12 protein-coding genes are annotated in these 12,387 nt (G+C 65.5%); all 12 read left to right on the plus strand.

Features of this window, described 5'->3' with window-relative positions:
* Positions 1-51: 51 nt before the first annotated feature.
* The 12 genes from aroA (at position 52) to N2602_RS01500 (ending at position 12,337) form a co-directional block, all read left to right on the plus strand.
* The gene (gene aroA / locus N2602_RS01445; protein ID WP_260381532.1) at positions 52-1,389 is read left to right on the plus strand and encodes a 3-phosphoshikimate 1-carboxyvinyltransferase; all 1,338 of its coding nucleotides are present in this window, start codon (positions 52-54) and stop codon (positions 1,387-1,389) included.
* Positions 1,386-2,024 carry a (d)CMP kinase gene (gene cmk / locus N2602_RS01450; RefSeq protein WP_172788604.1) on the plus strand — a complete coding sequence of 213 codons (639 nt, stop codon included), beginning with the start codon at positions 1,386-1,388 and terminating at the stop codon, positions 2,022-2,024. Before aroA ends, cmk begins: the two co-directional genes overlap by 4 nt.
* 267 nt (positions 2,025-2,291) lie before the next feature.
* Positions 2,292-3,998, plus strand: coding sequence for a 30S ribosomal protein S1 (gene rpsA / locus N2602_RS01455; RefSeq protein ID WP_172788603.1), 1,707 nt, complete (start codon positions 2,292-2,294; stop codon positions 3,996-3,998).
* 346 nt (positions 3,999-4,344) lie between these two features.
* Positions 4,345-5,325, plus strand: a complete 981-nt coding sequence (gene sppA / locus N2602_RS01460; RefSeq protein WP_260381533.1) for a signal peptide peptidase SppA — start codon at positions 4,345-4,347, stop codon at positions 5,323-5,325.
* Positions 5,326-5,497: 172 nt separating this feature from the next.
* Positions 5,498-5,803, plus strand: coding sequence for an integration host factor subunit beta (locus N2602_RS01465; RefSeq protein WP_124162406.1), 306 nt, complete (start codon positions 5,498-5,500; stop codon positions 5,801-5,803).
* A gap of 82 nt (positions 5,804-5,885) precedes the next feature.
* A complete protein-coding gene (locus N2602_RS01470; protein WP_212257926.1) occupies positions 5,886-6,278 on the plus strand; it encodes a lipopolysaccharide assembly protein LapA domain-containing protein in 393 nt (130 codons plus the stop codon).
* 67 nt (positions 6,279-6,345) lie between these two features.
* Entirely contained in the window at positions 6,346-7,017 is a 672-nt protein-coding gene (locus tag N2602_RS01475; protein WP_260381534.1) for a phosphoribosylanthranilate isomerase, read from the plus strand.
* Positions 7,014-8,228 (plus strand): tryptophan synthase subunit beta, encoded by a 1,215-nt coding sequence (gene trpB, locus N2602_RS01480; RefSeq protein ID WP_260381535.1) that lies wholly within the window; start codon positions 7,014-7,016, stop codon positions 8,226-8,228. Before N2602_RS01475 ends, trpB begins: the two co-directional genes overlap by 4 nt.
* Entirely contained in the window at positions 8,225-9,061 is an 837-nt protein-coding gene (trpA, locus tag N2602_RS01485; RefSeq protein WP_260381536.1) for a tryptophan synthase subunit alpha, read from the plus strand. The genes trpB and trpA overlap by 4 nt, the downstream gene beginning before the upstream one ends.
* Before the next feature lie 109 nt (positions 9,062-9,170).
* Positions 9,171-10,112 (plus strand): acetyl-CoA carboxylase, carboxyltransferase subunit beta, encoded by a 942-nt coding sequence (accD, locus tag N2602_RS01490; protein WP_172788597.1) that lies wholly within the window; start codon positions 9,171-9,173, stop codon positions 10,110-10,112.
* Complete coding sequence (locus N2602_RS01495; protein WP_260381537.1) at positions 10,109-11,452, plus strand: folylpolyglutamate synthase/dihydrofolate synthase family protein; 1,344 nt, start codon at positions 10,109-10,111, stop codon at positions 11,450-11,452. Before accD ends, N2602_RS01495 begins: the two co-directional genes overlap by 4 nt.
* 144 nt (positions 11,453-11,596) lie before the next feature.
* Positions 11,597-12,337 (plus strand): metallophosphoesterase, encoded by a 741-nt coding sequence (locus tag N2602_RS01500; RefSeq protein ID WP_260383817.1) that lies wholly within the window; start codon positions 11,597-11,599, stop codon positions 12,335-12,337.
* Positions 12,338-12,387: the final 50 nt, after the last annotated feature.

The following is a 12,387-nucleotide window of genomic DNA, read 5'->3' on the forward strand; positions in this document are numbered from 1 at the left end:
ACCATGTGATACCTGCGCGCCAGCCCATCGGGCCTATTCAAGGACACAATCTTGACCCATTCCGACCAACCGAGACCGCTCCAGTCTCGCGCCAGCGGTCCCCTGACCGGGAAAGTACGGGTGCCCGGCGACAAGTCGATCTCCCACCGCGCCCTGATCCTGGGCGCGCTCGCGGTCGGCGAGACCAGAATTTCGGGCCTGCTCGAGGGCGAGGACGTCCTCAACACTGCCAAATCGATGCAGGCGCTGGGCGCCAGGGTCGAGCGCACCGGCGATTTCGCCTGGAGGGTCAACGGCGTCGGGGTCGGAGGCTTCGCCCAGCCCAGGGCGCCGCTGGATTTCGGCAATTCCGGCACCGGCTGCCGGCTGGTCATGGGCGCCGCCGCCGGCTGCCCGATTTCGGCGGTGTTCGACGGCGATGCCTCGTTGCGCAGCCGTCCCATGCGCCGGATCCTCGATCCCTTGGAAAAGATGGGTGCCAAGGTCACCGCGGGCAGCGAGGGCGGGCGCCTGCCGCTGACCCTCCAGGGCGCGCGCGATCCGCTGCCGATCACCTACAAGACCCCGGTTGCCTCGGCCCAGATCAAATCGGCCGTGCTGCTGGCTGGCCTGGCTGCCCCGGGCGTCACCACTGTCATCGAGAGCGAGGCCAGCCGCGACCACACCGAGCTGATGCTGAAGCATTTTGGCGCGGATATCACTTCGGTGCAGGAAGGCCAGCACGGCCGCCGCATCACGCTGGTCGGCCAGCCCGAGCTGCATGGCGCCAATGTCGTGGTGCCCGCCGATCCCTCGTCGGCCGCCTTCCCGATCGTCGCGGCGCTGATCGTCGAGGGCTCCGATGTCGTGCTGTCAGACGTCATGACCAATCCGCTGCGCACCGGCCTGTTCACCACGCTGCGCGAAATGGGCGCCTTCATCGAGGAGAGCGAAGTGCGGGGCGATGCCGGCGAGCCGATGGCGCAATTGCGCGTGCGCGCCTCGAAACTGCGCGGCGTCGAGGTGCCGCCGGAGCGCGCGCCGTCGATGATCGACGAATATCTGGTGCTGGCGGTGGCGGCGTCGTTCGCCGAAGGCACCACGATCATGCGCGGCCTGCAGGAGCTGCGCGTCAAGGAATCCGATCGCCTGGAGGCGACCGCCGCCATGCTCCGCGTCAACGGTGTCAAGGTCGAGGTCTCCGGCGACGATCTGATCGTCGAGGGCCGCGGCCACGTCCCGGGTGGCGGCACTGTCGCCACCCACATGGACCATCGCATCGCGATGTCCGCGCTGGTGATGGGCTGCGCCTCCGATCAGCCCGTGACCGTCGACGACACCGCCTTCATCGCCACCAGCTTTCCGGATTTCATTCCGATGATGCGTTCGTTAGGGGCCGAGTTCTCATGATCATCGCCATCGACGGGCCCGCGGCCTCGGGCAAGGGGACGCTCGGCAAGCGTCTCGCCCACCATTACGGCTATCGTCATCTCGATACCGGCGTGATCTATCGTGCGGTGGCCTATGCCCTGATGCAGTCAGGGCACGATCTCAACGACGAGGCGGCTGCGGTGCAGGCCGCATTGGAGCTCGATCCCGAAAAGTTCGGCAATCCCGCGCTGAAGACCCAGAAAGCCGGCGAGGGCGCCTCGATCGTCTCGGCAATCCCTCGGGTTCGCGAGGTTCTGGTCAATTTCCAGCGGCAATTCGCCGCCGATCCGCCGGGCGCCGTGCTCGACGGCCGGGATATTGGAACCGTGATCTGCCCCCACGCCGACGTGAAGATCTTCGTGGTCGCCGACCCCAAGGTCCGCGCCCGTCGCCGCACCATGGAAGCCAGGGCGCGGGGCGAGGATGCGGACGAGGCGGCCGTGCTCGCCGACATCCTCCAGCGCGACGAACGCGACAAGAACCGGCCGATTGCGCCTTTAAAACCGGCCCCGGATGCTTACTTGCTAGATAACTCCCAACTGGATATAGAAGGCGGCGTCCGGGCCGCCATCGACATTATCGAGGCTGTCCGAGCGGGCCGGTCGCGGGGTTAAGCCGCCGCCGTCATTGGAGGAAGTGCCCGCTCCCGCTCTTTGAGGTCGATACGCTTCGTCCCGGTTTCGGGACCGGCGCGATCCAGGTTCCGGACAAAGCTTTCAACGTATCGAACGCGCGGGCCTCAGCCGGCCCGCTTCCGCTGCTCTGGTCGCAAGGCCGGGGCAACGAGCGGTCGCTCGAAGGTCTTGCGGACCTTCCGACACTGCGCGCGCGATGCGCCCATGAACCCAACGGCCGGCAAGACATCCGCAACTGGAGAACAAATGGCTTCGACTTCTGCTGATACCTATAGCCCGTCGCGCGACGATTTCGCCGCGATGCTCGACGAGTCCTTCGCAGGCGGCAACCTGCAGGAAAGCTCCGTCGTCAAGGGCAAGGTGGTTGCAATTGAAAAGGACATGGCCGTCATCGACGTCGGCCTGAAGACCGAGGGCCGCGTTGCGCTGCGCGAATTTTCCGGCCCCGGCCGTGACAGCGACCTCAAGGTCGGCGACGAGGTGGAAGTGTTCCTCGATCGCATCGAGAACGCCCTCGGCGAAGCCGTGCTGTCGCGCGACAAGGCGCGCCGCGAAGAGAGCTGGGGCAAGCTGGAGAAGGCGTTCCAGAACAACGAGAAGGTCAACGGCGTCATCTTCAACCAGGTCAAGGGCGGCTTCACCGTCGACCTCGACGGAGCCGTGGCCTTCCTGCCGCGCTCGCAGGTCGACATCCGTCCGATCCGCGACGTTGCGCCGCTGATGAACAACTCGCAGCCGTTCCAGATCCTCAAGATGGACCGTCGCCGCGGCAACATCGTGGTGTCCCGCCGCACGGTGCTCGAAGAGACCCGCGCCGAGCAGCGCCAGGAGCTGGTGCAGAACCTCGAAGAGGGTCAGGTCATCGACGGCGTGGTCAAGAACATCACCGACTACGGTGCGTTCGTCGACCTCGGCGGCATTGACGGCCTCCTGCACGTCACCGACATCGCGTGGCGCCGCGTCAACCATCCGACCGAGGTGCTCTCGATCGGCCAGACCGTGAAGGTCAAGATCATCAAGATCAACCACGAGACGCACCGCATCTCGCTGGGCATGAAGCAGCTGCTGGACGATCCGTGGCAGGGCATCGAAGCCAAGTACCCGCTGGGTGCCCGTTTCACCGGCCGCGTCACCAACATCACCGATTACGGTGCGTTCGTCGAGCTCGAGCCGGGCATCGAAGGCCTGATCCACGTCTCCGAGATGTCGTGGACCAAGAAGAACATGCACCCCGGCAAGATCGTGTCGACCTCGCAGGAAGTCGACGTGCAGGTGCTGGAAGTGGATTCCGTCAAGCGCCGCATCTCGCTCGGCCTCAAGCAGACCATGCGCAACCCCTGGGAGGTCTTCGTCGAGAAGCATCCGACCGGTTCGGTTGTCGAGGGCGAGGTCAAGAACAAGACCGAGTTCGGTCTGTTCCTGGGTCTCGAGGGCGACGTCGACGGCATGGTCCACCTCTCCGATCTCGACTGGAAGCTTCCGGGCGAGCAGGTGATCGACAACTACAAGAAGGGCGACATGGTGAAGGCCGTGGTGCTCGATGTGGACGTCGAGAAGGAGCGCATCTCGCTCGGCATCAAGCAGCTCGAAGGCGACCCCTTCGCCGAGCCGGGCGATGTCAAGAAGGGCGCGGTCGTGACCTGCGAAGTGCTCGAAGTGAAGGAGAGCGGTATCGAGGTGAAGATCGCCGGTACCGACTTCACCACCTTCATCAAGCGCTCCGAGCTCGCCCGTGACCGCAACGACCAGCGCGCCGAACGCTTCGCCGTCGGTGAGAAGGTCGATGCCCGCGTGATCCAGTTCGACAAGAAGGCCCGCAAGGTCCAGGTGTCGATCAAGGCGCTCGAAGTCGCCGAAGAAAAGGAAGCCATCGCGCAGTACGGCTCCTCGGATTCGGGTGCGACGCTCGGCGACATCCTCGGCACCGCGCTCAAGAACCGCGACAGCAAGTAAGCGAAACGTCCGTTTTGCTGCATCAAGGCCCCGGCGCAAGCCGGGGCTTTTTTGTTGCGGCATACGCGACTGTCGTCCCGGGGCGCGCGAAGCGCGAGCCCGGGACCCATAACCACAGGATCAAGTTTGGCGAAGACTCGTTGTTTACAGCTCGCGCGACTACTCCTCCCTTGGGTATGGGTCCCCGCCTCCGCGGGGACGACGTCTGAATATGTGGCGGCCTCCTGCCCGCACCGCCGCCAGGCCTTGTTTTCTTCAAATTGCGCCGCAATTGATGTATCCAGATAGGCTGATGGTCACGCCGTGACGGCACAACGCGCCTGATCTTTCATTTGGAGATATTCCGATGTCGCTCGATTCGGACATCATCGTCGATCGCCGCAGGATTCGCCGCAAGCTGACGTTCTGGCGCGTCATCGCTGCGCTGATCGCGATCGCGGCGATTGCAAGCTTCGCACTGATTGCGACACCCGGTGCACGCGGCACCTTCGCATCGGCCGGCTCGATCGCGCGCGTCCATATCGAGGGATTGATCCGCAGCGATTCCGATCGCACGCAGGCGCTGGAGCGGCTCGAGAATTCGCAGGCCGCCGCCGTCATCGTTCACATCAACTCGCCCGGCGGCACCACGGCCGGCTCCGAGCAGCTCTATGACTCGCTCGTCCGTCTGAAGGCGAAAAAGCCGCTGGTCGTGGTGGTGGAGGGCCTCGCTGCCTCCGGAGGCTACATCACGGCGATTGCAAGCGACCACATCGTCGCCCAACAGAGCTCGCTGGTCGGCTCGATCGGCGTGCTGTTCCAGTACCCCAACGTGACCGAGCTCCTGAAGACCATCGGCGTGAAGGTCGAGGAGGTGAAGTCCTCGCCGCTGAAGGCAGCGCCCAACGGTTTTGAGCCGACCAGTCCCGAGGCGCGCGCCGCGCTCGACGCGCTGGTGAAGGATTCCTATGCCTGGTTCAAGGGAATGGTGAAGGAGCGGCGTGGCATGGATGACACGCAGCTCGAAAAAGTTGCCGACGGCCGCGTCTTCACCGGGCGCCAGGCGATCGATCTCAAGCTGATCGACCAGATCGGCGACGAGAAGACGGCCGTGACCTGGCTGGTCGAGCAGAAGGGCGTCAAGAAGGGGCTTCCCGTGCGCGATTACAAGCTCCAGCCGCGCTTCGGCGACCTGCCGTTCCTGAAGACCGCGGCCGCATTGACGCTGGAAGCGCTCGGTTTGGGCTCGATCGCGCACCAGATCGGGCAAACCGGCGTCGCACAGGCGGTGGATCGGCTCGGAATGGATGGCATGCTGGCCTTGTGGCAGCCGGCTGCGTCCAACTGACCGTCGGCAGGCGAGTTCCAGAGCTTTTTCCCGTCCGGCGCGTGCCGGCGCAGCCTGCTTTTTCGGCATTTGTCACGTATTTTCACGACGCCCAACCTTGATTTAGCGTCTTGACAGATCACGGTATTTTCACGGAAATGGTCATCCGCATGCTTCCGGGTCCTATCTCTCGATGATCAAATCCGAACTTGTTCAGCGTATCGCCGAGCACAACCCGCATCTGTACCAGCGGGATGTCGAGAACATTGTGAATGCGATTCTCGAAGAGATCGTAGCGGCGCTTGCACGCGGAGATCGCGTCGAGCTGCGCGGCTTCGGTGCCTTCTCGGTCAAGCATCGCCCGGCGCGCGCCGGGCGCAATCCACGCACCGGCGCCCATGTGCCCGTCGATCAGAAGAGCGTTCCGTTCTTCAAGACCGGCAAGGAAATGCGCGAGCGGCTCAACCGCGACCATCCGGATCCCGGCGGCGCAGACTGAAGCGCGATGTGAGCGCGCTTGAGGGTTTTTCGCGGTCGCACAGGATGCGGCCGCAAGCTTGATTCAAGGCGAGCGAAGCGAGATGCGAAAGTTCCTGACCGCGCTGATCGTGATTCCGCTGGGCCTGATCCTGGTGGCGTTCGCCGTCGCCAACCGGCATTTCGTCACCGTCTCCTTCGACCCCTTCATTGCCGACGACCCATCGCTGTCGATTACCCTGCCGCTGTTCCTGCTGCTGATCCTGGCGGCGGCCCTGGGCGTCGTCGCGGGCGGCTCCGCCGTCTGGTTCGGCCAGCGGCGCTGGCGGCGCGCGGCGCGCCGGAATGACGCGGAGGCCCGGATTGCCAGGGCCGAACTGGCCGATCTGCGGGCCCAGGCGACCGCGGCGAAGCCGGCGTCCCAGCGCCTTCCCGTTCCCTCCGGGATGGGCCTGTACGGGCCCGTCGGGCGAGACAAGCAGCGCGCGACGTTGTAGAAGCGGCCCCGACCGAAAAGCCCCGTTTTCCGGCCGCGGACCTGCGGCCTCTACCTGCTTTGAGACCATGTCCCTGCTCGTCAAGATCTGCGGCCTGTCCACGCCCGAGACGCTCGAAACGGCGCTCGGCGCCGGCGCCGACATGGTCGGGTTCGTGTTCTTCCCGCCGTCGCCGCGGCACCTGTCCCTGGAGCTCGGCCGCGATCTTGGCCGTCAGGTGCAGCGGCGTGCGCTCAAGGTGGCGCTCACGGTCGATGCCGATGACGCAACGCTCGACAACATCATGGACGCGCTGTCGCCGGACATTTTCCAGCTCCACGGCAAGGAGAGCGTCGCGCGGCTGCGCGACATCAAGCACCGCTTCGGCCGCCCGGTCATGAAGGCGGTGCCGGTCGCAACCTCAGCCGATCTCGCGGTGCTGCCCGGTTACGCCGCCGTCGCCGACCGCATCCTGTTCGACGCGCGCGCGCCGAAGGATGCGACGCGGCCCGGCGGTCTCGGGGAACCCTTCGACTGGCACCTGCTCGAAAACCTCGATCTGAAACTGCCCTACATGGTCTCGGGCGGGCTGCACGCCGACAATCTCACTGAGGCCCTTCGCGTCACCCGCGCCGGCGGCGTCGACGTGTCCTCCGGTGTCGAGAGCGCCCCCGGCGTGAAAGACCCGGAGATGATCAAGGCCTTCATCCGCGCCGCCCGCGCAAGCAAAGATGCAAGTCAAGAGTTGAGTGTCCGATGAACATCGCCAAGCCAAACTCCTACCGCAGCGGCCCGGACGAGCGCGGCCATTTCGGCATTTTCGGCGGACGCTTCGTCGCCGAAACGCTGATGCCGCTCATCCTCGATCTGGAGAAGGCCTACACCGCGGCCAAGGCCGATCCGGCGTTTCAGGCCGAGATGAACGGCTATCTCAAGAACTATGTCGGCCGGCCCTCGCCGCTCTATTTCGCCGAGCGCCTCACCTCACATCTCGGCGGCGCCAAGATCTACCTCAAGCGTGAAGAGCTCAACCACACCGGCTCGCACAAGGTGAACAACGTGCTCGGCCAGATCATGCTGGCGCGTCGCATGGGCAAGAAGCGCATCATTGCCGAGACCGGCGCGGGTCAGCATGGCGTCGCCACCGCGACGCTGTGCGCGCGCTTCGGCCTCGAATGCGTGGTCTATATGGGCGCCGTCGACGTCGAGCGGCAGCAGCCCAACGTCATCCGCATGGAGATGCTGGGCGCGAAGGTGATGCCGGTGCAGTCGGGCACGCGCACGCTCAAGGACGCCATGAACGACGCGCTGCGCGACTGGGTCACCAACGTGCACAACACGTTCTATTGCATCGGCACGGTGGCGGGCCCGCATCCCTATCCGACGCTTGTGCGCGATTTCCAGTCGGTCATCGGCGACGAGACCAAGGCGCAGATGCAGGAGATCGAGGGCCGCCTGCCGGATTCGCTGGTCGCCTGCATCGGCGGTGGCTCCAACGCGATGGGCCTGTTCCATCCGTTCCTCGACGATCCCACGGTCGAAATCTTCGGCGTCGAAGCTGCCGGCCATGGCCTCACCCAGCTGCATGCCGCCTCGATCGCGGGCGGCCGTCCCGGCGTTCTCCACGGCAACCGCACCTATCTCTTGATGGACGCCGACGGCCAGATCCAGGACGCGCATTCGATCTCGGCCGGTCTCGATTATCCCGGCATCGGCCCCGAGCATTCCTGGCTGCACGAGGTCGGTCGCGTGAATTATCTCTCCGCAACCGACGACGAGGCGCTCGCCGCGTTCCAGCTGCTGTCCAAGCTCGAAGGCATCATCCCCGCACTCGAGCCCGCGCATGCCATTGCCAAGGTGATGGAGCTCGCGCCGAAGCGGCCCAGGGATCACCTGATGGTCGTCAATCTCTCCGGCCGCGGCGACAAGGACGTCCCGCAGGTCGGCGACATCCTGAGGGGCAAGAAGTGACCACGCGTATCGATACCCGTTTCGCCGATCTGAAAAGCCAAGGCCGCGCGGCCTTTGTCACCTATGTGATGGCCGGCGATCCCGACCCCGCGACTTCGCTCGAGATCGTCAAGGCGCTGCCGAAGTCCGGCGCCGACGTCATCGAACTCGGCATTCCCTTCACCGATCCGATGGCGGATGGTCCCTCGATCCAGGCTGCAGGCCTGCGTGCGCTCAAGATCGGCATGACCTTGAAGAAGACGCTGGAGCTGGTGCGCGACTTCCGCAAGGACGACAATGTCACGCCGCTGGTGCTGATGGGCTATTACAATCCGATCTACATCTACGGCGTCGACAAGTTTCTGGCCGATGCCAAGACATCAGGCGTCGACGGCCTGATCATCGTCGATCTGCCGCCGGAGGAAGACGACGAGCTCTGCATTCCCGCTCTGAAGGCGGGCCTGAACTTCATTCGCCTCGCGACCCCGACCACCGACGACAAGCGCCTGCCCGCGGTGCTCGCGAACACATCAGGCTTTGTCTATTACGTCTCGATCGCCGGCATCACCGGTGCAGCAGCGGCGGACGCCAATGTCGTCGGCGAAGCTGTCGCGCGCATCAAGCGGCATACCAGGCTGCCGATCTGCGTCGGTTTCGGCATCCGCACGCCGGAGGCGGCGCGTGCCATTGCCGAGAAGGCCGATGGTTCGGTGGTCGGCACCGCGCTGGTCGATGCGCTCAAGAACAGCCTCGATGCCGAGGGGCGGGCGACCGCCAAAACCGTTAACGCCGTCGCCGAACTGACGGCCGCCCTGGCCCAGGGCGTCAAGGGCGCACAGCACGCGGCGGAATAGGCCATAATTCCGCTGTTGGGACGGGCGACACGGCGGCTTGCCGGGCAGATGTCCGGCCGCCATATATCCTTCAGGCGATTCCCAGCGGGATCGCACATCGGAGCAAACCATGAACTGGCTTACCAATGTGGTCCGGCCGAAGATCCGCAACATGCTGCGGCGGGAGACGCCGGAGAACCTGTGGATCAAGTGCCCGGATTCCGGACAGCTCGTGTTCTACAAGGACGTCGAGGCCAACCAGTTCGTCATCCCCGGCTCGAACTACCACATGCGCATGGGCGCGGTGGCGCGTCTCAAGTCGATCTTCGACAACGAGACCTGGTTCGACGTCGCGCTGCCCGAGGTCACGCCTGACCCGCTCAAGTTCCGCGACGAGAAGAAATATGTCGACCGCATCAAGGATGCGCGGGCGCGGACCAATTTGAACGACGCGGTCAAGGTCGGCTATGGCAAGCTCGAAGGTGCCGCCGTCGTCGTCGCCGTGCAGGATTTCGACTTCATGGGCGGCTCGCTCGGCATGGCCGCGGGCGAAGCCATCGTGCGCGGGATGGAGCTCGCGGTCGAGAAGAGGTCGCCGTTCATCGTGTTCGCGGCGAGCGGCGGCGCGCGCATGCAGGAAGGCATCTTGTCCTTGATGCAGATGCCGCGCACCACCGTTGCGGTGCAGATGCTGCGCGAGGCAAAGCTGCCCTACATCGTCGTGCTGACCAATCCGACCACCGGCGGGGTCACCGCGTCCTATGCGATGCTCGGCGACGTGCAGATCGCCGAGCCCGGCGCGCTGATCGGTTTTGCCGGCGCGCGCGTGATCGAGCAGACCATCCGCGAGAAGCTGCCAGAAGGTTTTCAGCGTGCCGAATATCTCAAGGAGCACGGCATGGTCGACATGGTCGTGCACCGTCACGAGCTGCGCCCGACCCTGGCGCGGCTCTGCCGCCTCTTGACCAAGGCGCCGGCGCAGGAAGGGGCATCGAAGTCCGTGCAGCCGGTCGCAAGCCCGGCGCAGATCGTATCCGCCGCCGAGACGGCGCCGGCTGCGCCGCACGCGTGAACGCCTCCCCCGACCGTGCAAAGACACCGCTCGACGAAGTGATCGGGCGGCTGTCGGCCCTGCATCAAAAGCGCATCGATCTCGGGCTGGAGCGGATGCACCGCCTGCTCGATCGGCTCGGCCACCCCGAACGCAAGCTGCCGCCGGTGATCCACATCGCCGGCACCAACGGCAAGGGCTCGACGCTGGCCTATCTGCGCGCGACGCTGGAAGCTTCAGGCCTGCGCGTCCACGCCTACACCTCGCCTTATCTGGTCCGCATCAACGAATGCTTCCGGCTTGGACGCGTCGGCGGCGGTGTGCTTGTCGACGGCGACGAGCTGCTTGCCGCGCTTGAAGAGGTCGAACGCGTCAATGCCGGCGAACCCGCGACATTGTTCGAGCTGAAGACTGCGGCAGCCTTCCAGCTGTTCGCGCAGAATCCGGCCGAAATCGTGCTGCTCGAAGTCGGCCTCGGCGGCCGGCTCGATTCGACCAACGTGGTCGATCAGCCTGCGGCCTGCGTGATCACGCCTGTCAGTATGGATCACATGGATTTCCTCGGCGATACGCTGGCATCGATTGCCGGCGAGAAGGCCGCGATCATCAAGCGCGGCGTGCCCGTGATTTGCGCCGAGCAGATGCCGGAGGCGATGGCCGTGATCGAGGCGCAGGCGAGGCGCATGCGTGCGCCGCTGTTTGCCGCAGGCGAGAGCTGGCACGTCAATGTCGAGCGCGGACGCCTGGTCTATTCCGACGACCGCGGCTTGATGGATCTGCCGGCGCCGCGTCTGTTCGGCCGCCACCAATTCGCCAATGCCGGGCTCGCGATCGCGACGCTGCGCGCGCTTCCGGACCTGAAGGTCAACCACGCCGCGTTCGAGGCCGGCATCCTCAGTGCCGAATGGCCGGCGCGGATGCAGCGCCTCACCTCGGGCGAGCTGCTGTCCTGGGGTCCGCAGGGCTCGGAGATCTGGCTCGATGGCGGCCACAATGCCGAAGGTGGCCGCGTGGCAGCGGCGGCGGTCGGCGATCTCGAGGAGCGGGTGTCGCGGCCGCTGGTGATCATCGCCGGCATGATGGCCAACAAGGATGCGCAGGGCTTCCTCGCCAATTTCGCCGGCCTCACCCGTCACATCATCGCAGTGCCGATCCCCGACATCGAGAATGCGATGCCGGTCGACCGTCTCGTTGATGCCGCGCGCAGCCTCGGCATGCGCGTCGAGCCCGCCCCCGGCGTCGAAGCCGCTCTGCGCGCCCTGGCGCAGCTCGCCTACGAGCTGCCGCCGCGCATCCTGATCACCGGCTCGCTGTATCTCGCCGGCCACGTGCTGGCGATCAACGGCACGCCTCCTGCATAGACGGTCTCGTGTCCCGGACAAGGCGCATCGCGCAAGCGATGAGCTGCAGAGCCGGGACCCAGAATGCCGCAACATGGGCCCCGGAGCAGTGCAGCGCTAAAGAAGCGCTGCACTGCGTCCGGGGCACGAGAGTGAGAAATGCCAATGCGCTTTGCCGCGATTGCCGACATCCACGGAAACTACCTCGCGCTTGAGGCCGTCCTCGCCGACATCCGCGCGCTCGGCATCGCCGACATCGTCAATCTCGGCGACATGCTGAGTGGCCCGCTCGATGCGCGCCGCACCATCGAGATCCTGATGCCGCTCGACGCCGTGCACGTCCTCGGCAATCACGACCGTTACTTGCTCGACCGTCCGCCGGAGAAGATGGGCTCGTGGGATCGCCCCGCTTACGAACAGCTCGATGCCGCCCACCTCGATTGGCTGCGCGCGCAGCCGATGACGCGGGTCTTCCGCGAGCAGGTTTTCCTTTGCCATGCGACGCCCGGCAGCGATGAGGTGTACTGGCTCGACACCGTCCACCCCGACGGCGCGGTGGCGCTGTCGCCGCTCGATCGGATCGAGCAGCTCGCGCAGGGCGTCACGCAATCGCTGATCCTGTGCGCCCACACCCATCTCGCCCGCGCGGTGCGCCTGCGCGACGGCCGGCTGATCGTCAATCCCGGCAGCGTCGGCAGCCCCGGCTATCGCGACAAGCATCCGGTCCCGCATGTCGTCGAAGCCGGCACGCCGCACGCGCGCTATGCGATCCTCGAACGCATCGATGCTGCCTGGCAGGTGACCTTCCGGCATGTCGCCTACGATCACGAGGCCATGGCCGCACTTGCGCAGCGCAACGGTCAGCCGGAGCTGGCGAACGCGCTGGCGACGGGGTGGATCAAGTAGAACCGCTCGTGTCCCGGACAAGGCGCATCGCGCAAGCGATGAGCCGCAGA

Source organism: Bradyrhizobium sp. NC92, assembly GCF_025200865.1.
In the GTDB taxonomy this organism is placed as follows: Bacteria; Pseudomonadota; Alphaproteobacteria; order Rhizobiales; family Xanthobacteraceae; genus Bradyrhizobium.

What these genes read in the sequence shown, in the direction of transcription:
- cmk (WP_172788604.1), top strand. Translation starts at nt 1,386, where the DNA reads ATGATCATCGCCATCGACGGGCCCGCGGCCTCGGGCAAGGGGACGCTC.
- rpsA (WP_172788603.1), top strand. Translation starts at nt 2,292, where the DNA reads ATGGCTTCGACTTCTGCTGATACCTATAGCCCGTCGCGCGACGATTTC.
- sppA (WP_260381533.1), top strand. Translation starts at nt 4,345, where the DNA reads ATGTCGCTCGATTCGGACATCATCGTCGATCGCCGCAGGATTCGCCGC.
- N2602_RS01465 (WP_124162406.1), top strand. Translation starts at nt 5,498, where the DNA reads ATGATCAAATCCGAACTTGTTCAGCGTATCGCCGAGCACAACCCGCAT.
- N2602_RS01470 (WP_212257926.1), top strand. Translation starts at nt 5,886, where the DNA reads ATGCGAAAGTTCCTGACCGCGCTGATCGTGATTCCGCTGGGCCTGATC.
- N2602_RS01475 (WP_260381534.1), top strand. Translation starts at nt 6,346, where the DNA reads ATGTCCCTGCTCGTCAAGATCTGCGGCCTGTCCACGCCCGAGACGCTC.
- trpB (WP_260381535.1), top strand. Translation starts at nt 7,014, where the DNA reads ATGAACATCGCCAAGCCAAACTCCTACCGCAGCGGCCCGGACGAGCGC.
- accD (WP_172788597.1), top strand. Translation starts at nt 9,171, where the DNA reads ATGAACTGGCTTACCAATGTGGTCCGGCCGAAGATCCGCAACATGCTG.
- N2602_RS01500 (WP_260383817.1), top strand. Translation starts at nt 11,597, where the DNA reads ATGCGCTTTGCCGCGATTGCCGACATCCACGGAAACTACCTCGCGCTT.